General features: G+C 68.7%; 23 protein-coding genes. 21 read left to right on the top strand and 2 right to left on the bottom strand.

Features of this window, described 5'->3' with window-relative positions; translation table 11 throughout:
• Window positions 1-28: 28 nt before the first annotated feature.
• The 14 genes from K2F54_RS08160 to dapF all read left to right on the top strand — a co-directional run bounded on the left by K2F54_RS08160 (window position 29) and on the right by dapF (window position 15,421).
• Window positions 29-1,705 (top strand): ribonuclease J, encoded by a 1,677-nt coding sequence (locus K2F54_RS08160; RefSeq protein ID WP_220605377.1) that lies wholly within the window; start codon window positions 29-31, stop codon window positions 1,703-1,705.
• A gap of 191 nt (window positions 1,706-1,896) precedes the next feature.
• On the top strand, window positions 1,897-2,952 hold the full coding sequence (locus K2F54_RS08155) for an efflux RND transporter periplasmic adaptor subunit (RefSeq protein WP_220605376.1): 1,056 nt from the start codon (window positions 1,897-1,899) through the stop codon (window positions 2,950-2,952).
• Window positions 2,949-3,683, top strand: a complete 735-nt coding sequence (locus tag K2F54_RS08150; protein ID WP_220605375.1) for an ABC transporter ATP-binding protein — start codon at window positions 2,949-2,951, stop codon at window positions 3,681-3,683. The genes K2F54_RS08155 and K2F54_RS08150 overlap by 4 nt, the downstream gene beginning before the upstream one ends.
• Window positions 3,680-4,906, top strand: a complete 1,227-nt coding sequence (locus K2F54_RS08145; RefSeq protein ID WP_308287576.1) for an ABC transporter permease — start codon at window positions 3,680-3,682, stop codon at window positions 4,904-4,906. Before K2F54_RS08150 ends, K2F54_RS08145 begins: the two co-directional genes overlap by 4 nt.
• A 123-nt stretch (window positions 4,907-5,029) precedes the next feature.
• Window positions 5,030-7,963: an FtsK/SpoIIIE family DNA translocase gene (locus K2F54_RS08140; protein WP_220605374.1), complete on the top strand. Its 2,934-nt coding sequence runs from the start codon at window positions 5,030-5,032 to the stop codon at window positions 7,961-7,963.
• Between the two features lie 3 nt (window positions 7,964-7,966).
• Window positions 7,967-8,560: a CDP-diacylglycerol--glycerol-3-phosphate 3-phosphatidyltransferase gene (gene pgsA, locus K2F54_RS08135; protein WP_220605373.1), complete on the top strand. Its 594-nt coding sequence runs from the start codon at window positions 7,967-7,969 to the stop codon at window positions 8,558-8,560.
• 1 nt (window position 8,561) lies between these two features.
• Entirely contained in the window at window positions 8,562-9,077 is a 516-nt protein-coding gene (locus tag K2F54_RS08130) for a CinA family protein (RefSeq protein ID WP_220605372.1), read from the top strand.
• Between the two features lie 167 nt (window positions 9,078-9,244).
• Window positions 9,245-9,553 carry a helix-turn-helix domain-containing protein gene (locus K2F54_RS08125; RefSeq protein ID WP_220605371.1) on the top strand — a complete coding sequence of 103 codons (309 nt, stop codon included), beginning with the start codon at window positions 9,245-9,247 and terminating at the stop codon, window positions 9,551-9,553.
• Window positions 9,554-9,608: 55 nt separating this feature from the next.
• Window positions 9,609-9,830, top strand: coding sequence for a DUF3046 domain-containing protein (locus tag K2F54_RS08120; protein ID WP_220605370.1), 222 nt, complete (start codon window positions 9,609-9,611; stop codon window positions 9,828-9,830).
• A 277-nt stretch (window positions 9,831-10,107) separates the two neighbouring features.
• The gene (gene recA, locus K2F54_RS08115; RefSeq protein ID WP_220605369.1) at window positions 10,108-11,244 is read left to right on the top strand and encodes a recombinase RecA; all 1,137 of its coding nucleotides are present in this window, start codon (window positions 10,108-10,110) and stop codon (window positions 11,242-11,244) included.
• Between the two features lie 5 nt (window positions 11,245-11,249).
• A complete protein-coding gene (locus tag K2F54_RS08110) occupies window positions 11,250-11,879 on the top strand; it encodes a regulatory protein RecX (RefSeq protein ID WP_220605368.1) in 630 nt (209 codons plus the stop codon).
• A 36-nt stretch (window positions 11,880-11,915) separates the two neighbouring features.
• Window positions 11,916-13,589 (top strand): tRNA (N6-isopentenyl adenosine(37)-C2)-methylthiotransferase MiaB, encoded by a 1,674-nt coding sequence (gene miaB, locus K2F54_RS08105; protein ID WP_220605367.1) that lies wholly within the window; start codon window positions 11,916-11,918, stop codon window positions 13,587-13,589.
• A 5-nt stretch (window positions 13,590-13,594) separates the two neighbouring features.
• Entirely contained in the window at window positions 13,595-14,530 is a 936-nt protein-coding gene (gene miaA / locus K2F54_RS08100; protein ID WP_220605366.1) for a tRNA (adenosine(37)-N6)-dimethylallyltransferase MiaA, read from the top strand.
• Between the two features lie 9 nt (window positions 14,531-14,539).
• Window positions 14,540-15,421, top strand: coding sequence for a diaminopimelate epimerase (dapF, locus tag K2F54_RS08095; protein WP_220605365.1), 882 nt, complete (start codon window positions 14,540-14,542; stop codon window positions 15,419-15,421).
• A 46-nt stretch (window positions 15,422-15,467) separates the two neighbouring features.
• On the opposite strand, the gene K2F54_RS08090 is transcribed toward dapF, so the two are convergent.
• Window positions 15,468-16,088 (bottom strand): class I SAM-dependent methyltransferase, encoded by a 621-nt coding sequence (locus K2F54_RS08090; protein ID WP_220605364.1) that lies wholly within the window; start codon window positions 16,086-16,088, stop codon window positions 15,468-15,470.
• A gap of 41 nt (window positions 16,089-16,129) precedes the next feature.
• On the opposite strand from K2F54_RS08090, the gene hflX reads away from it, so the two are divergent.
• The 3 genes from hflX to metE all read left to right on the top strand — a co-directional run bounded on the left by hflX (window position 16,130) and on the right by metE (window position 21,336).
• Window positions 16,130-17,671: a GTPase HflX gene (hflX, locus tag K2F54_RS08085; protein ID WP_220605363.1), complete on the top strand. Its 1,542-nt coding sequence runs from the start codon at window positions 16,130-16,132 to the stop codon at window positions 17,669-17,671.
• A gap of 303 nt (window positions 17,672-17,974) precedes the next feature.
• A complete protein-coding gene (locus K2F54_RS08080; RefSeq protein WP_220605362.1) occupies window positions 17,975-19,012 on the top strand; it encodes a methylenetetrahydrofolate reductase in 1,038 nt (345 codons plus the stop codon).
• On the top strand, window positions 19,012-21,336 hold the full coding sequence (metE, locus tag K2F54_RS08075; protein ID WP_220605361.1) for a 5-methyltetrahydropteroyltriglutamate--homocysteine S-methyltransferase: 2,325 nt from the start codon (window positions 19,012-19,014) through the stop codon (window positions 21,334-21,336). Before K2F54_RS08080 ends, metE begins: the two co-directional genes overlap by 1 nt.
• A 69-nt stretch (window positions 21,337-21,405) precedes the next feature.
• Here the strand turns inward: metE and lexA are convergent, their stop codons facing one another.
• Window positions 21,406-22,107 (bottom strand): transcriptional repressor LexA, encoded by a 702-nt coding sequence (gene lexA / locus K2F54_RS08070; protein WP_220605360.1) that lies wholly within the window; start codon window positions 22,105-22,107, stop codon window positions 21,406-21,408.
• Window positions 22,108-22,422: 315 nt separating this feature from the next.
• On the opposite strand from lexA, the gene K2F54_RS08065 reads away from it, so the two are divergent.
• From K2F54_RS08065 to hisH, 4 genes are read left to right on the top strand one after another with little or no spacing between them, the layout of a single operon-like run.
• Window positions 22,423-22,824 (top strand): LysM peptidoglycan-binding domain-containing protein, encoded by a 402-nt coding sequence (locus tag K2F54_RS08065; protein WP_220605359.1) that lies wholly within the window; start codon window positions 22,423-22,425, stop codon window positions 22,822-22,824.
• Between the two features lie 47 nt (window positions 22,825-22,871).
• Window positions 22,872-23,957 (top strand): histidinol-phosphate transaminase, encoded by a 1,086-nt coding sequence (locus tag K2F54_RS08060; protein WP_220605358.1) that lies wholly within the window; start codon window positions 22,872-22,874, stop codon window positions 23,955-23,957.
• Between the two features lie 9 nt (window positions 23,958-23,966).
• Complete coding sequence (hisB, locus tag K2F54_RS08055; protein ID WP_220605357.1) at window positions 23,967-24,584, top strand: imidazoleglycerol-phosphate dehydratase HisB; 618 nt, start codon at window positions 23,967-23,969, stop codon at window positions 24,582-24,584.
• Window positions 24,581-25,213 (top strand): imidazole glycerol phosphate synthase subunit HisH, encoded by a 633-nt coding sequence (gene hisH, locus K2F54_RS08050; RefSeq protein WP_220605356.1) that lies wholly within the window; start codon window positions 24,581-24,583, stop codon window positions 25,211-25,213. The genes hisB and hisH overlap by 4 nt, the downstream gene beginning before the upstream one ends.
• Window positions 25,214-25,226: the final 13 nt, after the last annotated feature.

Below are 25,226 nucleotides of genomic sequence, written 5' to 3'. Positions count from 1 at the left end.
ACCCACCAATTCCACACTAGGAGGGCTTATGCCCAACGACGTATACGCACCGCCCGCGCTCCCCAAGGGAACTCTCCGCGTCACGCCCATCGGCGGACTCGGCGAAATCGGCCGGAACATGACCACCTTCGAGATCAACGGCAAGATCCTGATCGTCGACTGCGGCGTGCTGTTCCCCGAGGAGCACCAGCCCGGTGTCGACCTCATCCTGCCGGACTTCTCCCCGATCAAGGACCGCCTCAAGGACATCGTCGGCGTCGTGCTCACGCACGGTCACGAAGACCACATCGGCGCGGTGCCCTACCTGCTCAAGCTCCGCCAGGACATCCCGCTGATCGGCTCCGGCCTGACGCTGGCGTTCATCGAGGCCAAGCTCAAGGAACACCGCATCACCCCGTACACCCTGCAGGTGAAGGAGGGCCAGAAGGAACGCCTCGGCCCGTTCAACCTCGAATTCGTCGCGGTGAACCACTCGATCCCCGACGCCCTCGCCGTCGCGATCAAGACCGAGGGTGGCAGCGTGCTGCACACCGGTGACTTCAAGATGGACCAGCTGCCGCTGGACAACCGCATCACCGACCTCCGCGACTTCGCCCGCCTGGGCGAAGAGGGCATCGACCTGTTCCTGGTCGACTCCACCAACGCCGACGTTCCCGGCTTCACGCCGAGCGAACGCGCCATCGGCCCGGTCCTGGAAGACGTCATCGCCCGCGCCCCGCGCCGTGTCGTCATCGCCAGCTTCTCCAGCCACGTGCACCGGGTGCAGCAGGTGCTCGACGCCGCGCACGCCAACGGCCGCCGCGTGGCGCTGCTGGGCCGTTCGATGGTGCGCAACATGACCATCGCCGCCGACCTCGGCTACCTCAAGGTGCCGGATGGCGTGCTGATCGACTTCAAGAAGGCCGGGAACATCCCGGACAACAAGATCGTCTACATGTCCACCGGGTCGCAGGGCGAGCCGATGGCCGTTCTCAGCCGCATCGTCAACAGCGAGCACCAGATCGAGGTCGGCCCTGGCGACACCGTCATCCTGGCGTCCAGCCTGATCCCTGGCAACGAGAACGCGGTCTACCGCATCATCGACGGCCTCACCAAGCTCGGCGCGAACGTGGTGCACAAGGGCAACGCCAAGGTGCACGTCTCCGGACACGCCGCCGCCGGCGAACTGCTCTACGTCTACAACGTGCTGCGCCCGAAGAACGTGCTGCCTGTGCACGGCGAGTACCGCCACCTGGTGGCCAACGCCAAGATCGCCGTGCAGAGCGGGGTGCCGGTCGACCGGGCCATCCTCGCCGAGGACGGCACCGTGCTCGACCTCCGTAACGGCGATGTGAAGAAGGTCGGCCAGCTCGACCTCGGCTACGTCTACGTGGACGGCTCCACCGTCGGCGAGATCACCGAAGCCGACCTCGTCGACCGCCGCACCCTGTCGGAGGAGGGCTTCATCTCGATCATCGTCGTGGTCGACAAGTCCACCGGCAAGATCATCACCGGCCCGGAGATCCACGCCAAGGGCTTCGCCGAAGACGACTCGGTCTTCGATTCCGTGCGACCCAAGATCGAGGCCGCACTGGCCGAGGCCGCCCAGAGCGGCAGCCACGACACCTACGCGCTCACCCAGGTGGTGCGCCGTACCGTCGGCCGCTGGGTGCAGTCGTCCTTCCGCCGCCGCCCGATGATCGTTCCGATGATCATCGAGGCCTAAGCAGCCGGTCCACCCGCACCATCCGTCAACCCCCGACCGCCCTCGGCGCCGGGGGTTGACGCGTTCGCTCACCCCGCCGAAAGGGGGGTCATCCTGCAGGAGGATATTGCCCGAAACCCGCCCCGACGGCCCTGGCCAGCCCCTAGGCTCGAGCCAGCCGCACCGCGCAGGTGCAACCGAAGCCTTGGGGGATGTCCGTGACTGTGATGCGCAAGTGGGTCTTTCCGATCCTCCGTTTGCTGGTGGTTGCCGCCATCGCCGTGGCCCTGGTGAAGCTGGCGTTCTTCGCCGACACCGCGGAGGCCCTCGACCCGGCGCAGCCGACCGGGCAGGTCGTCGAGCCGCAGGTTCCCGTGGCCCTGGGCACCATCACCAACGACGTCACCCTGCCTGGCACGGTGTCTGCCGACGCCGCAGTGCCGGTCAAGGCCGTGGCCGTCGGCACCGTCGACGAGATCTTCTTCGCCGCGGGCCAGACCGTCACCGCCGGCGACAAGATCTACGACATCAAGGTGGAGACCGTGCTCGACCCGGTCGAGACCACCGATGAGACCGGCATGGTCACCATCACCCAGCCCAAGCCCGCGATCAGCTTCGAGAAGGTGTTCGCGCCGGCCGACGGCGTGCTCAGCGCCCTCACCGTGATCCACGGCCAGTCCGTCGCCATCGGCGAGATCACCGGCCAGGTCGCCCCGCCCAGTTACTCGGTGAGCGGCTCGCTCAGCCCCGAACAGCAGTACCGGCTGGTCACCCAGCCGACCGAGGCCTCCATCGCCATCACCAACGGTCCGGCCCCGTTCACCTGCACCGGCCTGCGCATCAGCACACCGCTGGCGGGCGCGGATGCCGATGCGACGGGCTCAGACGGCGCTCCGGCCGCCGGCGGCACCGGCACCACCGTGAGCTGCTCGATCCCGGCCGAGGTCACCGTGTTCCCGGGGCTCGCCGCCGAGATCACCATCGCCGGCGGCAAGGCCGAGAACGTGCTCGTCGTGCCCACCACGGCGGTGAAGGGATCCGCCGAGACCGGCGTGGTCTGGTTCGCCCTCGAGGACGGCAGCACAGAGGAACGCCCGGTGACCCTGGGCATGAACGACGGCACCAACGTGCAGGTCGTCGACGGCCTGGCCGAGGGCGACCTGGTCAACCAGTTCGTGCCGGGCGCCGTCGCCCCGACCATGGACGGCTGCACCGTCATGCCGGATGGCAGCACCTTCTGCGACGACTCCGGGGTGATGATCCAGTGACCCTGCTGCACCTGGCGGGCGTGACCCGCACCGTGCAGCTCGTCGACGCACCCCCGCTGACCATCCTCAGCGGCGTCGACCTCGACGTGGCCGTCGGCGACCGGGTCTCGATCGTGGGCCGCAGCGGATCGGGCAAGTCCACACTGCTCAACCTGCTCGGCCTGCTCGACAACCCCACCACGGGAGTCCTCGAGTTCGACGGCCGCCCGGTCAAGTCGTTCTCCTCCGCCGAACGCGACCGGGTGCGCGGCCGCGACGTCGGCTTCATCTTCCAACAGTTCAACCTGCTGCAGGGCCGCACGGCGCTGGAGAACGTGATGACCCCGCTGCTCTACGCGCAGGGCAAGCAGTTCTGGCAGCGGGCCCGGATCGCCACCGAGATGCTCGACCGGGTCGGCCTGGGCCACCGGCTCGGCGCCATGCCAGACAAACTCTCCGGCGGCGAGCAGCAGCGGGTGGCCATCGCCCGCTCCCTGGTGCGCGGCCCGCGACTGATCCTCGCCGACGAACCCACCGGCGCGCTCGACCTCGAGACCGGCGCGGATGTGATGGCGTTGCTCGACGAGGTCGCCACCGGCTCAGGCGCCGCGCTGATCACCATCACCCACGACCCCGCCATCGCCGCGCTGGCCAGCAGGCACCTGCGGCTCGACCACGGCGTGCTCACCGTCACCGACTCATCCGTCGAACCGGATGCGCCGCAGCACCAGCTCGTGGCGGTGCCGGCGTGAACCGGCTGCTCAGCAACGTCGTCGGTTCGTTCGTCGAGGCCTGGCAGGAGCTGCGCATCCACAAGACCCGGGTGATGCTCTCGCTGATCGGTGTGGCCGTCGCGGTCTGCGCCATCACCACCGTCGTCGGCCTCGGCGCCGTCGCCCAGCAGTCCATCGTGGAACAGAACGAACGCAGCGGCGGACGCAGCGCGACCCTGTCGCTGTACGTGTCGACGAGCGACGGCAGCGCCGTCGACGCCGACGCGATGCAGGACTTCTGGAGCACGTCGCTCGACCGATACGGCATCGACTACGCCAGCCGAGTGCTCTACTCCACCCAGACCGTGCAGTTCACGGATGGCGCCGTGCCCGTTCAGGTGATCGGCGTCGACCAGCCATACGGCACGATGCACCGCGTGACGATGTCAGAGGGGGCCTGGTTCACCGCCGGCGACGCCGAGCGCCTCGCACCGGCCGTGCTGATCAATGAGATCTTCTACGACCGGCTCGGCCGCCCCGACCTGGCCACGCACCCCACCACCACCCTGCTGGGCGGCACGCCGACCACCGCGGTGATCACCGGGGTCTACCCGGTGAACACCTGGGAAACCGAACCGGGTATGTACCTGCTGATGGACACCCTCACGGCCCTCACCACGCCCGAGCAGCTGGCGTCCGGCGGGAGCATCCCCAACTACGAGCTGTGGGTGCCTCCGGCGATCAGCGACGACCTGACCGCTGCGCTGCAGCGCGACGCGGTGGGAGCGCTCGGAGAGGGCACCCAGGCGTCGGCGAGCCGTCAGGACTACGCCGCGTACGCCGAGGACCCGTTCGCGTCGATCAAGCTGCTGGTCGCCGGAGTGGCCGGCCTGGTACTGCTTCTCGGTGCCCTCGGCCTGGTGAACATCGCCCTGGTCACGCTCAAGCAGCGCATCCGGGAGATCGGCGTGCGGCGCAGCTTCGGCGCCACCGCCGGCCGGGTGTTCTTCTCGGTGATGATGGAGAGCATCGTCGCCACCGTCGTGGCCGGCGTTGTCGGGGTGATCGGGGCCGTCCTCATCGTCACCAACCCCACCGTGCAGGGCTTCATCGGCCAGGGCATGGTCACCGACTTCCCGCCGTTCCCGGTCGAGGCGGCCCTGCTCGGCCTCGCCTGCGCCACCGGAGTCGGCGCCCTCGCCGGCCTGCTGCCCGCCTTGGTGGCGGTGCGGGTCAAGGTCATCGACGCCATCCGTTATTGATGTTTCGCGAAAGCGGTCCTGTGGTCACCTCCGCCAGGCTGAGACCGCCACACGACCGCTTTCGCGGGCCGGATTGGGCGTGGGCTCACGCCGATGTCGGCGACCGGCGGTACCGTGGGACACATGGCTACGAGCACTAAGTCGACCGGGCGTGCCCGCAGCACGCCTGCGCGCGGATCCGGAACGACCGCGCGCGGCAAAGCCGGCACCACCACCTCCCAGAAGACCGTGAAGTTCCCCGCGGCCGAGACCAAGCCCGGCCTCGCCGTGCGGCTGTGGATGGGCCTGGCCCACGTGGCCGGTGGCGCCGCCCGCGCGCTCGGCCCCGAGCAGCTGTCCAAGGAGGAGCGCCGCGACGGCCTGCCCTTCTTCCTGGTGCTGCTGGCGATCGCGGGTGCCGTGGTCGAGTGGTTCCTGATCAACGATCCCATCGCCCAGACCCTGGATGCCTGGACCTTCGGTGCCCTCTTCGGCCGACTGGCCTTCGCCCTGCCCGTGATCTTGCTGCTGTTCGCCGTCTGGCTGTTTCGCAATCCGAGCTCCGTGCACGACAACGGCCGCATCGGCATCGGCCTGTCCCTGCTCCTGGTCACGGTCTCCGGCCTCTGCCACATCTTCGGCGGGCAGCCGGAACCCACCCAGGGCGTCGAAGTGCTCGCGCTGTCCGGCGGTGTCCTCGGCTGGATGATCGCGGCTCCGCTGATCTTCCTCATCACCACGGTGGGCGCCGCCATCGTCGTGATCCTGCTGCTGATCCTCAGCCTCTTCATCATCACCAAGACCCCGCCGAACAAGATCGGCGAACGCAGCCGCGAGCTCTACGGCTGGTTGTTCGGCACCCCGCTGCCCGCGCCGGAAGAACGCGCGGCCGCCAAGGAGATCCGCCAGGAACGCATCCAGGCCCTCAAGACCAAGCAGATCGAGCTGGACGGCCTCGACCCCGCCCAGGACGACGACACCGACGAGGGTGTGCTGCCCTGGTGGCGCCGCAACACCAGCAAGCGGGAGGAAGATCCCGACTTCTCCAGCGCCGTCTCCTCCGCGTCGAGCGGCCAGGCGGCCCGCGACCGGCACGAGGCCGACCCGCCGGCAGCCGACCCGCTCAGCACCCTGCTCAACCGCGGTCCCGAGGCCGCCATCGGCGGCTTCGACACCGCCCTCGAGCCCGCCGAACCGCCGGCTGTGCGCGGTCAGGACCACTACGGCACCGAGGTTCTCGAAGACCTGCTCAAGGCCGAGGAAGCCATCAAGCGGTACACCGGAGAGGTCGAGGCACTGCCGCGGGCCACCGGCCTGCAGGCCGACGACCCCACTGACCCCACCGACGTGCTGTCCGGCCTGGACGAGCTCGACGCGGCCGCCACGGCGGTCGACCGGTCCGCGACCGAGATCACCTTCGGCGAACAGCCCGTGCTGCCCTACGTGCTGCCAGCGGCCACCACCCTCACGGCCGGCCCCCCGGCCAAGGCCAGATCGGCGGCCAACGACGAGGTCGTCAAGTCCATCACCGAGGTCCTCAGCCAGTTCTCGGTGGATGCCAGGGTCACCGGCTTCTCCCGCGGCCCGACGGTCACCCAGTACGAGATCGAACTCGGCCCTGGAGTCAAGGTCGAACGGGTTACCGCGCTGAGCAAGAACCTCTCATACGCCGTGGCCTCCAACGAGGTGCGCATCCTCTCGCCCATCCCCGGCAAGAGCGCCATCGGTATCGAGATCCCCAACACCGACCGGGAGATCGTCACCCTCGGCGACGTCCTCAGGTCCGCCACGGCGACCAACAGCACGCATCCGATGACCATCGGCGTTGGCAAGGACGTCGGCGGCGGATTCGTCATCGCCAACCTCGCCAAGATGCCCCACCTCCTGGTGGCCGGTTCCACCGGCTCCGGTAAGTCCAGCTTCGTGAACTCGATGATCACGAGCCTGCTCATGCGCGCCAAGCCGAGTGACGTGCGCATGGTGCTGATCGACCCCAAGCGGGTCGAACTCGCCGCATACGCCGGTGTGCCGCACCTGATCACGCCCATCATCACGAACCCGAAGAAGGCAGCTGAGGCGCTGCAGTGGGTCGTGAAAGAAATGGACATGCGCTACGACGACCTGGCCAGCTTCGGCTTCCGGCACATCGACGACTTCAACAAGGCCGTGGTGAACAACGAGATCGTGCTGCCGGCCGGCAGCGCCCGCAAGCTCAAGCCCTACCCGTACCTGCTCGTAGTGGTGGATGAGCTCGCCGACCTGATGATGGTCGCCCCGCGTGACGTCGAAGACTCCATCGTGCGCATCACCCAGCTCGCCCGCGCCTCCGGTATCCACCTGGTGCTGGCCACCCAGCGACCCAGCGTCGACGTGGTCACGGGTCTGATCAAGGCCAACGTGCCCTCCCGCCTGGCCTTCGCCGTCACCAGCGTCACCGACTCCAGGGTCATCCTCGACCAGCCCGGCGCCGACAAGCTGATCGGTCAGGGCGACGCCCTGTTCCTGCCGATGGGCGCCTCCAAGGCCCTGCGGGTGCAGGGCGCCTGGGTGAACGAGGCCGAGATCGAACGGGTCGTCAAGCACGTCACCCAGCAGGCCAGGCCCGACTACCGGCCAGACGTCTCCGCCGAGGCGCCCCGCAAGGAGATCGACTCCGACATCGGCGACGACCTCGAGGTGCTCCTCGCCGCCGCCGAACTGGTCGTGTCGACCCAGTTCGGGTCGACCTCGATGCTGCAGCGCAAGCTCCGGGTGGGCTTCGCCAAGGCCGGCCGCCTGATGGACCTGCTGGAATCCCGCGAGATCGTCGGTCCGTCTGAGGGCTCCAAGGCCCGTGACGTGCTCGTCACCGCCGAACAGCTGCCCAGCGTACTGGCCAAGCTGCGCGGGTCGGATGCCGAACAGCACGCCGCCACCGCCAAGTCGCAGTTCGAAGAGTCCCAGCGTTCGCAGGCGCACGAGCAGTCCTCGCCCGACCCGCGCTACGCCGACGACCCGGTCGCGAAAATGAGTGACGGGTACGCTGAGGAAGAGGGCGACTCGGACGAGGACGCCTGGCAACTCACGGACAGGGACTGACCCATGGCAACCCCGACCACCCCGGCGGTGTCCTCGAACTGGAACCTGCCGAACATCATCACCGTGGTGCGCATCCTGCTGGCACCGCTGTTCTTCTGGATGCTGCTGGTCGACGACGGCGCCGACGGCGCTCTGCGCTGGTGGGCCGCCGTGCTCTTCATCGTGGCGATCGCCACCGACGGCATCGACGGTGCCATCGCCCGGCGGTACAACCTCGTCACCGACCTCGGCAAGCTGCTCGACCCGATCGCCGACAAGGTCCTCACCGGTGCCGCGCTGATCGGCCTGTCCATCCTGCTGGAGCTGCCCTGGTGGGTCACCATCCTCATCCTGGTGCGCGAGATCGGCATCACGGTGTTCCGCTTCGCCATGCTCAGCGACCGGGTCATTCCCGCCTCCCGCGGCGGCAAGCTCAAGACCATCGCCCAGTCGGTGGCGATCTCGCTGGCGCTGCTGCCGCTCTGGCTGATCCTCGGCGACTGGATCCACTGGGTCAACACGATCACCATGACCATCGCGCTCTTGCTCACGGTCTACACCGGCGTCGAATACCTCGTCGCGGCCCGCCGGGTCAACCGGCAGCCGCACCAGTCCTGACGTGACCGCCCGCACGGATGCCGCATCCGGCCTGATCGCCGACCTCACCTCCGCCGGCCTCACCATCGCGGTCGCCGAGTCCCTGACCGGTGGCCTGCTCGTGGCCGATCTGGTGCGCGTTCCCGGTGCATCCGCGGTCGTGGTCGGGGCAGTGGTGGCCTACGCCACCGCACTCAAGCAGTCGGTGCTGGGCGTGGACGCCGCACTGCTCGCCGAACACGGCGCCGTGCACCCGGAGGTCGCCCGGCAGATGGCGATCGGTGTGCGGTCGGCGCTGGCCGTCGACGGCCGGCCGGCCGACATCGGCGTGGCCACCACGGGTGTCGCCGGACCGGACGAACAGGACGGCCGCCCGGTCGGCACGGTGTACCTGGGCGTGGCCACGGGGGACCGGTCCTGGGCGCTCGCCCTGCTGCTGCACGGCGACCGTGCCGGCATTCGCGCGCAAACCGTTGCAGCCGCCATCGAAGCTGTGTGTCGGCTGAGGGAAACCGGAAAGCCGGAATTGTCGGAATAGTTCGTGTTACCACCGGGTTACAGAACACATATTCACAAGAAAAGTCCAGTCACCGTTGGGTACTCTCAAGGTGTCGGATGGATAGAGTACTGTTGGCCATCCGCCACACGAAACTGACCGGTTGAGTGGGCCCCAGCAGTTCAGACAGCACGAAGAAGGAGGTTCCGATGATTCTTGTTCGTCAGGAAATCGGCGATGTGCTCAGGGACTTCCGTCTGCAGAAGGGGCGCACACTGCGTCAGGTTGCCAGCAAGGCCAGCGTGGCCCTCGGTTATCTGTCCGAAGTGGAACGCGGCCAGAAGGAAGCCTCCTCGGAGATTCTCGCTTCCGTCGCAGAGGCGTTGGACACCCCCATTTCAGTGATCATGCGCGAAGTCGGCGACCGGTTGGCCGTCATCGAGGGAATCGATCGATTCCCCGACACCGTGCCGGACGAACTGGTGGCGAAGTTCGATGCCAGCATGATGGTGCGCTAGTCCCGTTCCCCCACGGCGGCGCCCAAATGCCCCCAGCAACTGGAAGTACAGCAGCATGCGATTGAGCGAGTTTCGCCAAGCGTTGAACGACGAGTTCGGCGAGGGCTACGGCCGGGTTCTCACCCGCGACCTGGTCCTCGGTGCGCTCGGACGAACAGCGGACCAGGCCCTCGCGAGCGGAGTCCCCGCCCGCGACGTCTGGCTCGCGCTCTGCGACGAAACGGATGTGCCGCCGGCCAGGCGCCACGGCGCCGGCCTGCCGCCCGCTCGCACCTGACTCGCCCCGACGTCGAACGTCCGCTCGGGATATATCTGCGACACACCGTGACAACGTCGAATGCGTGTTCGGTTGTTGGTAGGCTCCTCCACAGTAGAGGTCGAAGACGGATTATGCACCGTCGTGGCATTCCCCGGCCAGTGTCTGGGGTGCTGCGTACAGTCGGGTTTGTCAACGACACAGCGCACCTGCCTTGTCGAAGACGGTCACCGGGGTCCTCCCGGCAACCGAAACGACAGCCTATAGGCGCCACGCGCACGACCCAAAGGAGCACACCATGGCATCAGCAGCAGACCGCGAGAAGGCACTCGACACCGCCCTCGCCCAGATCGACCGCCAATTCGGCAAGGGCTCGGTCATGCGCCTGGGCAGCGACGAGCGCGCACCCGTCGAGACCATCTCCACCGGGTCGATCGCGCTGGACGTGGCGCTCGGTATAGGCGGGCTGCCCCGTGGCCGCATCGTAGAGATCTACGGCCCGGAGTCCTCGGGTAAGACCACCCTCACCCTGCACGCCATCGCCAACGCGCAGAAGAACGGCGGCATCGCCGCGTTCATCGACGCCGAGCACGCCCTCGACCCCGAATACGCCAAGAAGCTCGGCGTCGACATCGACGCCCTCCTGGTCTCCCAGCCCGACACGGGTGAGCAGGCCCTCGAGATCGCCGACATGCTCGTGCGAAGCGGCTCGATCGACCTGATCGTGATCGACTCCGTGGCCGCCCTGGTGCCGCGCGCCGAGATCGAGGGCGAGATGGGTGACTCCCACGTGGGTCTGCAGGCCCGCCTGATGTCGCAGGCCCTCCGCAAGCTCACCGGTGGCCTCAGCCAGACCAACACCACCATGATCTTCATCAACCAGCTGCGCGAGAAGATCGGCGTGATGTTCGGCAGCCCGGAGACCACCGCCGGCGGAAAGGCGCTGAAATTCTACGCTTCCGTGCGTCTGGACATCCGTCGTATCGAGACCCTCAAGGACGGCACCGAAGCCGTCGGTAACCGCACCAGGGTCAAGGTCGTCAAGAACAAGATGGCGCCGCCATTCAAGCAGGCCGAGTTCGACATCATCTACGGCGTCGGTATTTCCCGCGAGGGCAGCCTGATCGACTTCGGTGTCGACCAGGGCATCGTCAAGAAGTCCGGCGCCTGGTACACCTACGACGGGGACCAGCTCGGCCAGGGCAAGGAGAACTCGCGCAACTTCCTGCTGCGCAACGCCGACATGGCCAACGAGATCGAGACCAAGATCAAGAACAAGCTCGGCATCGGGGCAGAAGGCAAGGCCGCGAAGAAGGCCACGGATGACGCCGCTACCGCTGCGGCAGCGGCCGAGGCGACCGGCGCGGCAACGGGGACCGACGGCGCCAAGGTGCCCAGCATCGCGTCCAAGGCTGCGTCCCGTAAGGGCGCCTAGCCGCCATGGTGCACTTCGAGCCCTCGTCTGATCGGGCCGCCGCCGGTTCCCGGGCGGCCCGAGGCGGCCTCGCCCCGGTGACCTACCTGCCGGGGGCGAGCCCGGCCGAGCAGGCCGACGACGCGGCGGACCTGGCGGTGGAGGAACGCGAGCACGCGGAGAAGATGCTGCTTCAGCGGCTCCGCGGCCGCTCGCTGTCCGTCGTCGAGGCCGAAAAGCTGCTGCGGTCCACCGATATCGACGAGGAGGCCGTGCAGGAGATTCTCGAGCGCTTCGCCGAGCTGCACTACCTCGACGAGGAGAAACTCGCCGATCAGATCATGCACAGCCACCATGAACGCAAGGGCCTGGGACGCAGCGGTGTCGCCGCCGAAATGCGTCAACGCGGACTCGACGCGGAGCTGATCGCCGAGAAGCTCGAGGAGATGCCGGACGACGAGGCCGAACGTGCCACAGAGCTCGCGCTCAAACGGGTGCAGCAGCTGGACAGGTTCGACGATGCCACCATCGATCGACGCCTGACCGGGTTCCTGATGCGCAAGGGCTACGCCTCCTCGGTGGTTCGCGATGCCGTCAAGGCGGCACTGGCGTCCCGGCGTGGGTCCGGCCGCACGTCGACCGTCCGGTTCCGCTAAAGAACGTTCCGCGTGCACGCGTAAGCTGGGGGAACTATGAGCAGCGTCACCGCACCATTCCTCGCCACCCCGTCGCCCCCCGAACCGTCAGTGCACGAGGCCACCGTGATCGCGCCGTCTCCGGCGGCGAGGGACGACGAGGGCCGGGCGCGCACCTACGAGGTGCGCACCTTCGGCTGCCAGATGAACGTGCACGACTCCGAACGGCTCAGCGGCTCCCTCGAAGCGGCCGGCTACGTGTCGGCCGACGGCGCTGAGGCCGACATCGTCGTGATCAACACCTGCGCGGTGCGGGAGAACGCCGACAACAAGCTCTACGGCAACCTCGGCTACCTCGCCTCGGTCAAGCGCAAGCACGCCGGCATGCAGATCGCCGTCGGCGGGTGCCTGGCCCAGAAGGACAAGGCCACCATCCTGGCCAAGGCGCCCTGGGTAGACGTCGTGTTCGGCACCCACAACATGGGGTCGCTGCCGAGCCTGCTCGAACGGGCCCGTCACAACGGTGAGGCCCAGCTGGAGATCCTCGAGTCGCTCGAGACCTTCCCGTCCACCCTGCCCACCAAGCGCGACTCCAGCTACAGCGGCTGGGTGTCGATCTCGGTCGGCTGCAACAACACCTGCACGTTCTGCATCGTTCCCGCCTTGCGCGGCAAGGAGAAGGACCGCCGCCCCGGCGAAATCCTCGCCGAGATCCAGGCGCTCGTCGACGACGGTGCCATCGAGGTCACCCTGCTCGGTCAGAACGTCAACTCCTACGGCGTCGAGTTCGGCGACCGGCTCGCCTTCGGCAAGCTGCTGCGCGCGGCCGGCCAGATCACCGGGCTCGAACGCATCCGCTTCACCAGCCCGCACCCCGCCGCCTTCACCGACGACGTCATCGACGCGATGGCCGAGACCCCCGCCGTGATGCCGCAGCTGCACATGCCGCTGCAGTCTGGCTCGGACAAGGTGCTGAAAGACATGCGCCGCTCCTACCGGTCCACCAAGTTCCTCGGCATCCTCGACCGGGTGCGCGCACAGATGCCGGACGCCGCGATCAGCACCGACATCATCGTCGGCTTCCCCGGCGAAACCGAGGAGGACTTCCTCGAGACCATGCGGGTGGTCGAGGAGTCCAGGTTCGCCACGGCCTTCACCTTCCAGTACTCGATCCGCCCTGGCACCCCCGCCGCCACGATGGCCGACCAGGTGCCCAAGGCCGTCGTGCAGGACCGGTACGAGCGCCTGATCGCGCTGCAGGAACGCATCTCCTGGGAGGAGAACCGCAAGGTCATCGGCCGCGAGGTCGAGCTCCTCGTCGCCAACGGTGAGGGCCGCAAGGACGGAGCCACCCATCGGCTCAGCGGCCGCGCACCCGACAGCCGCCTCGTGCATTTCGACGTGCCCGCAGGCAGCGACCTGCCCCGCCCCGGCGACATGGTCACCGTGACGGTCACCCAGGCCGCACCGTTCCACCTCATCGCCGACTCCCTCGACGGTGCGCCGTTGCGCATCCGCCGCACCATCTCCGGCGAGGCCTGGGACCGCGCAGAGGCCGAGTCCTGCGGAGTCCCCGCCCCGGCCGCGTCCGCCGGCGGCGCCGTCTCCCTGGGCCTGCCGACCCTGCGCGTCGGCGGCCCGTCGGCACCCAGCCTCAACCTCAGCAACCTGAACCAGCACGGCGGCGCCACCACCATCCCGATCTACCCCGTCGACGACGCGGAACGCTAGCCCCGGTGCTGGTTGTCATCGTCGGGCCCACCGGTACCGGCAAGTCCGAGCTGTCGCTCGACCTGGCCACCCGCCTGATCGAGGCCGGCCGGCCGGCCGAGATCGTGAACGCCGACGCCATGCAGCTCTACCGCGGCATGGACATCGGCACCGCCAAACTGCCCCTGGCCGATCGCCGCGGAGTGCCGCACCACCTCCTCGACGTGCTCGACGTGGCCGACGAGGCCACCGTCGCCCGGTATCAGGGGGAGGCCAGGGCCGCCGTCAGCGACATCGTCGACCGTGGGGCCGTGCCGATCCTGGTGGGCGGTTCCGGCCTCTACGTCTCCTCGGTCGTCTACGACTTCCAGTTCCCCGGCACCGACCCAGAGGTGCGCGCCCGCCTCGAGGGCGAGCTCACCGACCAGGGCCCAGGAACACTCTACGAGCGGCTGAAGGCCGTGGACCCGGAATCGGCCGCACGCATCGGTGCCAGCAACGGACGCCGACTCGTGCGGGCGCTCGAGGTCGTCGAGCTGACCGGCGCACCGCACGTGGCCGTGCTGCCCGGCGACCCGGTCTATTGGACGCAGTCGGTGACCCTGGGGCTGCGTCTGCCCCGCGAGGTGCTCACCCCCCGCCTCGATGCCAGGGTCGAGCGGATGTGGGCGGCCGGCCTGGTCGACGAGGTGCACGGGCTGCTTCCCGCCGGCCTGGAGACGGGCGTCACCGCGAGCCGGGCCATCGGCTACGCCCAGGCACTCGGTCAGCTGCGCGGCACCCTGTCGCGGGCCGAGGCCGTCGAGGCCACCCAACAACTCACCCGCCGGTACGCCCGCCGACAGGTGAGCTGGTTCAAGCGTGACCCGAACACGCACTGGATCGACGCCGACGATGCCGACCGGGTGGACCAGGCCGCGACCCACCTGGCCGGAGACGGCGCACCGCTGCCGAGTCCCTAAACTGGGCAGATGGGCATTGATCTGCAGTTCACCAAGGGGCACGGCACCGGCAACGACTTCGTCCTGGTCGCCGACCCCGACGGACGGCTCGACCTGAGCCCGGAGCAGATCCGGGGCATCTGCGACCGCCAGTTCGGCGTCGGCGCCGACGGCATCATCCGTGCCGTGCGCTCGGCCAACCTCGACGCGGGCGCCGCCGCCCTGGCCGAGGACGACACCGCCGAGTGGTTCATGGACTACTGGAACGCCGATGGCACGGTCTCGGAGATGTGCGGCAACGGCATCCGCGTGTACACCCGGTTCCTGCTCGACCAGGGCCTGGCCGAGCTGGGTGCGGGGGAGACCCTGCCCATCGGTACCCGCAGCGGAGTGCGCGACGTACAGCGCAACGCCACCGGCTACCAGGTGGACCTGGGCCGTTGGCGCCTGGAACCGGGGGAGACCCTGGTGCGGGCTAAGAACCTCGCCGTGGCCCGCCCGGGGCTCGGCATCAACGTGGGCAACCCGCACGTGGTGATCGCCCTCGCCGATGAAGACGAACTCACCGAGGTCGACCTCACGTTCATCCCGCAGCTGGACCCCGACCCCGCCGGGGGCGCCAACGTGGAGTTCGTGCTGCCGCACGACCCGCTGGTGGTCGACGGCGTCGGCCGCATCCGCATGCGCGTGCACGAACGCGGCAGCGGAGAGACCCTCTCCTGCGGCACCGGCGCCGTCGCCGCTGCCCTGGCCACCCGGCACTGGGCCGGCGCCGGCGCGCCCAACCAATGGCGGGTCGAGGTGCCTGGCGGTGTGCTGGGCGTGCGGATGTTCCCCACCGAGGACGGCGAGCACGTGAGCCTGTCCGGCCCGGCCGAGCTGGTCTTCACCGGCACCCTGAAACTCGCCTGACCGCGGGCTGACCCGGGTTGCCTCCGTGAGGCAGCCGTGCTGCAGGTCAGGCGGGATTGTGGACGTTGAGGATGCGGAAGCCCTTGTCGGTGGCGTAACGCTCGATCTCGAGCGCGCCGGGCTGGCCGGGGAACTCCTCGGCGATCCAGCGCTGCAGGGAATCGGAGCCCAGGTTGCGCTGCACGACGAGCCAGGCATCCGTGCCGGGCGTCAGGCGCGGCAGCCAGCGCTCGAGCATGGCGTGCAGCTCGGCCTTACCCACCCGGATGGGCGGGTTCGACCAGATGCCGGCGAAGGACACCGAGTCGGGAACATCCTGGGGCAGAACGGCGTTGATGTTGGTGAGGCCGAGGTTGGCGGCGTTCATCCGCACCAGTTCGAGGGCTCGCTCGTTCACGTCCACCGCCCACACCGTGGCGGACGGGTCGGCCAGCGCCAGGTGCAGGCTGATCGGACCCCAGCCGCAGCCGAGGTCGAGCACATCACCGCCGCCGGAAGGCAGCGGCGCTTCGCGCATCAGTACCTTGGTGCCGGTGTCGATGTGTTCGGGGGAGAAAATCGCGTTCGCGGTCGTGACCTCGCGGATCGCACCGGCGATCTTCACGGTGATCTTCCGCAATTTCAGGTCGCTGCCCGGAGTCGACGAGAAATAGTGTTCGGAAGCCATACAGCGAACTTATCGAAAAAAGAGGAACTAGAGTTAAAGCAATGACTGATATAAACGCTCCACACGACGACGATGACGTAGTTGCGCGCGTGCTGGCCAGTGCCGAGAGCCGGTCGACCGGTTACTCGCTGTTCGCGAGCGGAACGGCGCAGGCGCTGTCCGCCCGCCCGGCCGACGGCGGCTTCGATGGCGGCGACCACGACGGCGAACAGACCGAGCGTGAAGACCGCAACGCGCTCCGCCGCGTGGGCGGGCTCTCCACCGAGCTCCAGGACGTCACCGAGGTCGAGTACCGGCAGTTGCGCCTGGAGAACGTGGTTCTGATCGGGGTGTACTCCGCCCGGAGCCTGCTCGACGCCGAGAACTCGATGCGAGAACTCTCTGCCCTGGCCGAAACCGCCGGAGCGACGGTGCTCGACGGCCTGCTGCAACGCCGCGCCACCCCAGACCCCAGCACCTACCTCGGTAAGGGCAAGGCGCTCGAACTGGCCTCCATCGTGGCGGCGCTCGGCGCCGACACCGTGATCGCCGACACCGAGCTCGCACCCAGCCAGCGGCGCGCCCTCGAAGACGTCGTCAAGGTGAAGGTCATCGACCGCACCGCCGTGATCCTCGACATCTTCAGCCAGCACGCCAAGAGCCGGGAGGGCAAGGCGCAGGTCGAACTGGCCCAGCTCGCCTACCTGCTGCCCCGCCTCCGCGGCTGGGGTGACTCGATGTCCCGCCAGGCCGGTGGCCAGGTCGGTGGCGCCGGCGCCGGCATGGGCTCGCGTGGCCCCGGTGAGACGAAGATCGAACTGGACCGTCGCCGCATCCACACCCGGATGTCCAAGCTGCGCAAGCAGATGGTCGAGATGAAGCCGGCCCGCGAGGCCAAGCGGGCCAACCGCAAGCGCAACGCGGTGCCCTCCGTGGCGATCGTCGGCTACACCAACGCCGGCAAGTCCAGCCTGCTCAACCGGATCACCAAGGCCGGCGTGCTCGTGGAGAACTCGCTCTTCGCCACCCTGGATGCCACCGTGCGGAAGTCCACCACCGAGGACGGCCGGCTGTACACCCTCACCGACACCGTCGGTTTTGTGCGCAACCTGCCCCACCAACTGGTCGAGGCGTTCCGGTCCACCCTCGAGGAGGTCGCCGACTCCGACGTCATCGTGCACGTCGTCGACGCCTCCCACCCCGACCCGGCCAGCCAGCTGGCCACGGTGCGGGAAGTCATCGGTGAGGTCGGTGCCAGCGCCATCCCCGAACTGGTCGTCTTCAACAAGAGCGACCTGGTCACCGACGACGACAGGCTCGTGCTGCGCGGACTGTCCCCGCACGCGATCTTCGTCTCCGCGCGTTCCGGCGAGGGCATCAGCGCGGTCCTCACCGCCATCGAGACGATGCTGCCCCGGCCGGAAATCCGCCTGGACCTGCTGATCCCGTACGACCGGGGCGACCTGATCCCGATTCTGCACGAACAGGGCAAGGTGCTCGCGCTCGACTACGCCGAGACAGGCACCCTGGTCACCGCGCTGGTCTCGCCCGGCATCGAGGCCCAGTTCACACCGTTCGTGGTCGCCCCGGCCATCGCGCCGTAACACCAGCAGACCGCAACACCGCACCATTGGCACGCCCCCGGGCGGCACCCGCATCCGCTCGACGGAGGGGGTGCCGCCCGCTGTCGTTAACGCGTAGCTGCCCCGGAACGTAATATTCGCCCATCCTGCTGGGCTGCCCCGATGACCGCCGTTAGAGTCATTGCATCGTCGCCGGGAGCACCGCCGCCCGGCATGGAGCGACAGCCGAGCCCGGCACCCGCCCGCGAGCATCCGCCTGCGCTCAGGGCGGTCCGCGGCCGCCTGGCCTTCGCAAGCGTCACCGACCATGCCGAATGAGGAATCATGACAGCGTCCATCGAGTCCACGTCCGCGGACCCCCGCTGTCCGCCGAACACACCCTTCTCGTTCGAGCTGTACCCGCCCAAAACGGAGGCCGCCGAAACCGCACTGCACGGCACCATCGACACGCTCGCCGCGGCCGGCCCCGACTTCATCTCGGTCACCTACGGAGCGTCGGGCTCGTCCCGCACCTCGTCCCTGGATGTGCTGCGATACATCCGCCGCCACACCGGGGTGGACCCGATGGCCCACCTCACCTGCGTCGGGTCGTCTCACGCCGAGGCGAGCAGCCTGATCCGAGAGTTCCTCGACGCCGGCGTGCGCAGCTTCCTGGCCCTCCGCGGCGACCCACCGGAGGGCCTGAGCGAGGGCGACTCCTTTCTCGGAGACCTGCACAGCGCCGGTGAGCTCGTGCAGCTCATTCACCGGGTGCAGGCGGAACGAGTGCCATACCAGGAGACCCCCATCCCCGGCCTGCCCCGCGCGCGTGCCGTCAAGACCGAACGGGAGCACGTGCGCATCGCCGTGGCCGCGTTCCCGAACGGGCACCCCCGCTCCCGCTCAACCGCCCAGGACATCGACACGCTGCTGGCCAAACAGGCCGCGGGCGCCAACCTCGCCATCACCCAACTGTTCTTCCACGCCGACCACTACCTGAGCTTCATCCAGCGGGCCAGGGAGGCCGGGGTCGAGTTCCCCATCCTGCCCGGCATCATGCCCGTGACCAGCCCGGGGCGGCTGCGTCGGATCCTCGAGCTCTCCGGCGAGGAGCTGCCGAGTGACCTCGCGATTCAACTCGAGGTCGAGCCGACCGTCGAGGGCCAACGGGAGATCGGCATCATTCACGCCGCCACCCTCGCAGCCAGGCTCGTGGCCGGCGGTGCTCCCGGCGTGCACCTGTACGCGTTCAATCAGCACGCGACGGTCCTCGCCGTTCTCGAGCGTGCCGGCATCCTGTCGGCCGCCGACACCCGGCGCACCCACTCCACCCGCCCAACCGGTGGCTCTGCCGCCGGCAGCCACCCCACGAAGGACAAGTGATGACAACGACAGACACTCCTGCGTTCCCCAGCGGCACCATCCTCGGGTACCCGCGGATCGGGCGGCGCCGCGAACTGAAGAAGGCCGTCGAGGCGTTCTGGGCCGGACGGATCGACGCCGCGGAGCTGGAGGCCACCGCCGCGGGACTGCGGCAGGCCACCCGTGAACGCCTCTCCAGCCTGGGCCTGGGTCGCACCGACTCGTCGATCCCGGAGAGCTTCTCCTTCTACGACCAGGTTCTGGACGCGCAGGTGGCCGTCGGGGCCATCCCCGCCCGGTTCGCCGACCTCGTCGACGGCGACGGGCATCTCGACCTGGCCGGCTACTTCACGCTCGCCCGCGGGGCGGGGGACAACCTGCCGCTGGAGATGACCAAGTGGTTCGACTCGAACTACCACTACCTGGTTCCGGAGATCGGGCCAGAGACGCACTTCCACCTCGCCAGCGACCGGATCGTGCGGGAGTTCGAGGAAGCCGTCGCCAACGGTTTCATCACCCGACCCGTGATCGTCGGGCCGGTGACCCTGCTGCTCCTGGCCAAACCGTCCAGCGACGCGCCCGCCGGCTTCCACCCGCTCGACCGCCTCGCCGACCTGCTGCCGGTGTACGCCGAGCTGATCGAACGTCTCGCCGCCGCGGGAGCCCAGTGGGTGCAGCTGGACGAGCCCGGCCTGGTCAGCGAGAGCATCGATATCCCCCGAGACGAAACCCTCGCCGCCCTCGCCCAGGCATACGACGCCCTCGGCGGCCTGACCACCCGGCCCGCCCTGTTCGTGGCCGCACCCTACGGCAGCCTCGATGACGCCCTGCCCGTGCTGGTCGCCACCCCGGTCGAGGCCATCGGCCTGGACCTTGTCCGCGGCACCGTCCCCACCATCGTTCCCGGCCTGGCCGACGTCACCCTGGTGGCCGGCGTCATCGACGGGCACAACATCTGGCGCGGCGACCTCGCCGGCGCCTTCGACACCCTCGGTGAGCTCAGCGCCCTGAGCGAGAACATCGCGGTCTCCAGCTCCACCTCGCTGCAGCACCTGCCGCACGACGTCGAGGACGAGACCAAGCTCGCCGCCGAGCTCACCGGGTGGCTGGCCTTCGCCGACCAGAAGATCGGTCAAGTCGCCACCTTGGCGCGCGGCCTCACGTCGGGCCTGAGCGCCATCCGGGCAGAGCTCGATGCCGCCACCGCATCGCTCGCGGACCGCCGAGGGTCACCTGGCGTGCGCGACGGCGCGGTCAGGGCCCGCCTCGACACCCTCACCCCGGCTGATTTCAGCCGCGGCGACTACGAAACGCGCCTCGCCGCCCAGAGCCAGGCCCTGCGCCTGCCGCCGCTGCCGACCACCACCATCGGCTCGTTCCCGCAGACCGGTGACATCCGCCGGGCGCGCGCCCGACTGGTCTCCGGTGAGCTTGCGGCCGAGGACTACCGCGACGTGATGCGCGCCGAGATCGGACGGGTCGTGCAGTTGCAGGAGGACCTGGGCCTGGACGTGCTGGTGCACGGCGAACCCGAACGCAACGACATGGTGCAGTACTTCGCCGAGAACCTGGACGGGTTCGCCGTGACGGAGAACGGTTGGGTGCAGTCGTACGGCAGCCGCTGTACCCGGCCGTCCATTCTCTGGGGTGACGTGTCCCGGCCGCAGCCCATCACCGTGGAGTGGAGCAGCTACACCCAGACGCTCACCGAGAAGCCGGTCAAGGGAATGCTCACCGGGCCGGTCACCATCCTGGCCTGGTCGTTCGTGCGTGACGACCAGCCGCTGGGCGACACCGCCCGGCAGGTGGCGCTCGCCCTGCGCGACGAGATCACCGACCTCGAAGCCGCGGGCATCCAGGTGGTGCAGGTCGACGAGCCCGCACTGCGGGAACTGCTGCCGCTGAAGAAGAGGGACCACGCCCACTACCTGGACTGGTCCGTCGGCGCGTTCCGGCTCGCCACGGCCGGAGTCGCCGACCGGACCCAGATCCACACCCACCTCTGCTACTCGGAGTTCGGCGCCGTGATCGATGCGATCCGGAACCTGGACGCCGACGTGACCAGCATCGAGGCCGCCAGGTCGAAGATGGAGGTCGTGCAGGACATCCAGACCAGTGGGTTCGATCACGGCATCGGCCCTGGTGTCTACGACATCCACTCGCCCCGAGTGCCGGGGGTCGCGGAGATCACCGAGCTGCTCGAGCGGGCGCTCCAGTCGATCCCGGCCCGCCAAGTCTGGGTGAACCCGGACTGTGGACTGAAGACCCGCGGCTACGCCGAAACGGTCGCCTCGTTGGGCAACATCGTCGACGCCACCCGCGCGGTGCGGGCCACGCTGGTCTGACTCGCACGCTGACACAGCAACAGGCCAGGTCCCCTCGCGGGGGCCTGGCCTGTTGCGGTGGTGCGGGGATCAGACGGAGCGCAGCACCGCGACGACCTTGCCGAGCACCTCGGCGTAGTCGCCCAGGATCGGCTCGAAGTTGGTGTTGCGGGGGAGCAGCCAGGTGTGGCCGTCGCGCTGGCGCAGCACCTTGACGGTGGCCTCGCCGTCGAGCATGGCCGCCACGATCTCGCCGTTCTCCGCGGTCTTCTGCTGCCGGATGACGACCCAGTCGCCGTCGCAGATCGCGGCGTCGATCATGGAGTCACCGACGACCTTGAGCATGAACAGTTCGCCCTTGCCCACCAGCTGGCGGGGGAGGGGGAAGATCTCGTCGATCTGCTGGTCGGCCATGATCGGGATACCGGCCGCGATTCGCCCGACGAGCGGCACCATTGCCGCGTCACCGACCTGGATGCCGGCCTGGTAGTCATCCGGGGCGCCCGGGGTGACCTCGTCGGTGGACTGCGGCAGCTCGATCAGGACTTCGAGCGCGCGGGGCCGGTTCGGGTCACGACGCAGGTAACCGCTCAGCTCGAGCTGGTGTAGCTGGTGGGTGACGCTCGACAGTGAGGAGAGGCCGACGGCGTCACCGATCTCGCGCATGCTCGGCGGATACCCACGGTCACGCACCGACCGCTGGATGACGTCCATAACGGCACGCTGTTTATCGCTCAGGCTCTTACGGCGCCGAGTGGTGCCCTTGTCCCGAGGTGTGCTCTCCTGTGCCACGTTTGTCGCTCCTCTTGGTAGATCGGTTCGGTGCCGATGTGTCGGCCCGGGTGGTGTCTCGGTGCTGCCTCGGCGATCCCCGCGACGCCGTCGGAAGCCAATGTCGGTGGTGTCTGTTTGAGTACTGCTACCCAATCGAAACTGTAGCCAAACCGGCGGAGATTACAAGACATGCATTCGAGTGTGTTGTGAAATCTCTTTTCATAATATCGGGAAACAGGGTTGATTGTTCGAACACTCGAAGATATATTCGGAACATAGATTCGCATCCGGCCCTCCCGGCCGAGGGCCGGATGCGTTACCAGGAGGTCTGACATGAGCGCAGCATATGCAGTGAAGCCCGGCACGATCGCCGTCGATCGGTCGACCCGCACCATCGGCCACGCCACGGCGCCGGTCGCGCCCCGAACGCACCTGCGACTCACCCGCCGCGGCCGCGTCGTCCTGACCACCCTCGCCGCCCTGCCCCTGGTCCTGGGGTCCGTCGCCGTTGCCGTCAACGGCGGCGTCGCCGCCGCCGAGGGCACCTCGAGCGTGAGCGCCGCGGCGTTCGAATACATCACCGTCGAATCGGGCCAGTCCCTGTGGGAGCTGGCGCAGTCCATCGCGCCCAAGCAGGACCCGCGCGACGTGATCGCCGACATCGTGAACCTCAACCAGCTCGCCTCGGACGCCGTGCAGCCCGGTCAGCGTCTCGCCCTTCCCGCCGCCTACTGACCCGGTCCGACCGAGGTGCCCGGGCCCGCGCAACTAAGCTTGTTCGGGTGACCAGCCTCGACGACCTGCCCCTGCGTGCCAACCTCCGCGGAAAAATCCCTTACGGTGCACCGCAGCTGCACGTGCCGGTGGCTCTGAACGTCAACGAGAACACCCACCCCATCCCCCCTCATGTCGCCGCCGACATCGCCCAGGCCCTCGCGGACGCGATCCTCACCGTCAACCGCTACCCGGACCGTGAGTTCACCCCGCTGCGCGACGCCCTCGCCGGGTACCTCGGTCAGGGGCTGACCCGCGACAACATCTGGGCCGCGAACGGGTCCAACGAGGTGCTGCAGCAGGTGCTGCAGGCCTTCGGCGGACCGGGCCGCACCCTGCTCGGCTACGCGCCCACCTACTCGATGTACTCGATCCTCGCGTCCGGAACCGACACCGAATGGATCCCCGGCGGGCGCGACGCCGACTTCGAGCTCACCCCGGACACCGCGGTGCAGTGGGTGCGCCAGACCACGCCGGACGTCGTCTTCCTCTGCTCGCCGAACAACCCCACCGGCACACCGCTGTCGCTGGACACCATCCGGGCCGTCTACGACGCCACCCCGGGAATCGTGGTGGTGGACGAGGCCTACGCCGAGTTCGCTCCTGACGGGACCGAGAGCGCGGTGAGTCTGCTGCCCGGCCGGGAACGACTGCTGGTCTCCCGCACCATGAGCAAAGCCTTCGCCTTCGCCGGTGTGCGACTGGGCTACCTGGCCGCCGACCCGGCCGTCACGGATGCGCTGCGGCTGGTGCGCCTGCCGTACCACCTGTCTGCGCTCACCCAGGCGGCCGCCGTCGCCGCGCTCGCCCACAGCGGCGAGATGCTCGCCATGGTGGACGACATCCGACGGCAGCGCGACCGTCTGGTGACCGAATTGGGCCGGTTGGGCTTCCTGCCGCTCCGCAGCGGCAGCAACTTCGTGCTCTTCGGCGGGGTGGCCGATCCCCGGGCCACGTTCGAGGCGCTGCTGGCCGAGGGCATCCTGGTGCGCGATGTCGGCATCCCCGGTCACCTGCGGGTCTCGGCCGGCACCGAAGCGGAGACCACCGCGTTCCTCGACGCGATCGCACGGCTTCGTCCGTCAGCCGAATAAGCTAGCGGCATGAGTACTGTCACGCCCTCGCCCCGTCGCGCCCACCTGCAGCGCGAAACGAGCGAATCGAGCATTGATCTCTCGATCAATCTCGACGGAACCGGGGTGAGCGACATCCACACCAGCGTGCCGTTCTACGACCACCTGCTGACGGCGTTCGCCAAGCACTCCCTGACCGACCTCACGGTGCGCGCCACCGGTGACATCGAGATCGATGTGCACCACACCGTCGAGGACATCGGCATCGTGCTGGGCCAGGCCATCAAGCAGGCCCTCGGCGACAAGTCTGGCATCTCCCGGTACGGCGACGCCCTGGTGCCGCTGGACGAAGCCCTCGTGCAGGCCGTCGTCGACATCTCCGGCCGCCCGTATCTCGTGCACACCGGCGAGCCGGCCGGATTCGAGTTCCACCTCATCGGCGGGCACTTCACCGGCTCGATGGTGCGGCACGTGTTCGAGGCCATCGCCTTCAACGCCGGCCTCACTGTGCACGTGACCGTCGTCGGCGGGCGGGACCCGCACCACATCGCCGAAGCCGAGTTCAAGGCATTCGCGCGCGCCTTCCGCCAGGCCAAGGCCTACGACGCGCTCGTGAGCGGCATCCCCTCGACCAAGGGTGCGCTATGACCAGCGTCGTCGTCCTCGACTACGGCACAGGCAACGTGCACTCCGCCGTGAAGGCGCTGGAGCTGGCCGGCGCCGACGTGACCCTCACCGGCGACCGCAAGCTCGCCCTCGAGGCGGACGGACTGCTCGTGCCCGGCGTCGGCTCATTCAGCGCCGTGATGGCGGCCCTGAACGCCGCGCACGGCGGCGACATCATCGACAAGCGCCTCTCCGGCGGCCGACCGGTGATGGGCATTTGTGTGGGCATGCAGGTGATGTTCGAGCGCGGCGTCGAGCGCGGCGCCGACACCGAGGGGCTGGGCGAATGGCCGGGCACCGTCACGGCGCTGCCGGCGCCCGTGCTGCCGCACATGGGCTGGAACACGGTCACCCCCGACCCCGACTCGGTGCTGTTCCGCGGGCTGGAAGAGGAACGGTTCTACTTCGTGCACTCCTACGCCGCCCAGAACTGGACTCTCGACGTGATGCCACCGTTCCCGGTGCCCCGGCTCACCTGGGCCGAGCACGGTGCACCGTTCCTCGCCGCCGTCGAAAACGGCCCGCTCACGGCCACCCAGTTCCACCCGGAAAAGAGCGGTGACGCGGGCATCCGCCTGCTGTCGAACTGGCTCGACACCCTTCGCGACTAACTTTCCCACCAGC

Source organism: Cryobacterium inferilacus (genome assembly GCF_019599185.1).
In the GTDB taxonomy this organism is placed as follows: domain Bacteria; phylum Actinomycetota; class Actinomycetes; order Actinomycetales; family Microbacteriaceae; genus Cryobacterium; species Cryobacterium inferilacus.
This window is presented reverse-complemented; position numbering and strand designations above follow the sequence as displayed.

What these genes read in the sequence shown, in the direction of transcription:
- K2F54_RS08160 (WP_220605377.1), top strand. Translation starts at nt 29, where the DNA reads ATGCCCAACGACGTATACGCACCGCCCGCGCTCCCCAAGGGAACTCTC.
- K2F54_RS08155 (WP_220605376.1), top strand. Translation starts at nt 1,897, where the DNA reads ATGTCCGTGACTGTGATGCGCAAGTGGGTCTTTCCGATCCTCCGTTTG.
- K2F54_RS08140 (WP_220605374.1), top strand. Translation starts at nt 5,030, where the DNA reads ATGGCTACGAGCACTAAGTCGACCGGGCGTGCCCGCAGCACGCCTGCG.
- pgsA (WP_220605373.1), top strand. Translation starts at nt 7,967, where the DNA reads ATGGCAACCCCGACCACCCCGGCGGTGTCCTCGAACTGGAACCTGCCG.
- K2F54_RS08125 (WP_220605371.1), top strand. Translation starts at nt 9,245, where the DNA reads ATGATTCTTGTTCGTCAGGAAATCGGCGATGTGCTCAGGGACTTCCGT.
- K2F54_RS08120 (WP_220605370.1), top strand. Translation starts at nt 9,609, where the DNA reads ATGCGATTGAGCGAGTTTCGCCAAGCGTTGAACGACGAGTTCGGCGAG.
- recA (WP_220605369.1), top strand. Translation starts at nt 10,108, where the DNA reads ATGGCATCAGCAGCAGACCGCGAGAAGGCACTCGACACCGCCCTCGCC.
- K2F54_RS08110 (WP_220605368.1), top strand. Translation starts at nt 11,250, where the DNA reads ATGGTGCACTTCGAGCCCTCGTCTGATCGGGCCGCCGCCGGTTCCCGG.
- miaB (WP_220605367.1), top strand. Translation starts at nt 11,916, where the DNA reads ATGAGCAGCGTCACCGCACCATTCCTCGCCACCCCGTCGCCCCCCGAA.
- dapF (WP_220605365.1), top strand. Translation starts at nt 14,540, where the DNA reads ATGGGCATTGATCTGCAGTTCACCAAGGGGCACGGCACCGGCAACGAC.
- K2F54_RS08090 (WP_220605364.1), bottom strand. Translation starts at nt 16,088, where the DNA reads ATGGCTTCCGAACACTATTTCTCGTCGACTCCGGGCAGCGACCTGAAA.
- hflX (WP_220605363.1), top strand. Translation starts at nt 16,130, where the DNA reads ATGACTGATATAAACGCTCCACACGACGACGATGACGTAGTTGCGCGC.
- K2F54_RS08080 (WP_220605362.1), top strand. Translation starts at nt 17,975, where the DNA reads ATGACAGCGTCCATCGAGTCCACGTCCGCGGACCCCCGCTGTCCGCCG.
- metE (WP_220605361.1), top strand. Translation starts at nt 19,012, where the DNA reads ATGACAACGACAGACACTCCTGCGTTCCCCAGCGGCACCATCCTCGGG.
- K2F54_RS08065 (WP_220605359.1), top strand. Translation starts at nt 22,423, where the DNA reads ATGAGCGCAGCATATGCAGTGAAGCCCGGCACGATCGCCGTCGATCGG.
- hisB (WP_220605357.1), top strand. Translation starts at nt 23,967, where the DNA reads ATGAGTACTGTCACGCCCTCGCCCCGTCGCGCCCACCTGCAGCGCGAA.
- hisH (WP_220605356.1), top strand. Translation starts at nt 24,581, where the DNA reads ATGACCAGCGTCGTCGTCCTCGACTACGGCACAGGCAACGTGCACTCC.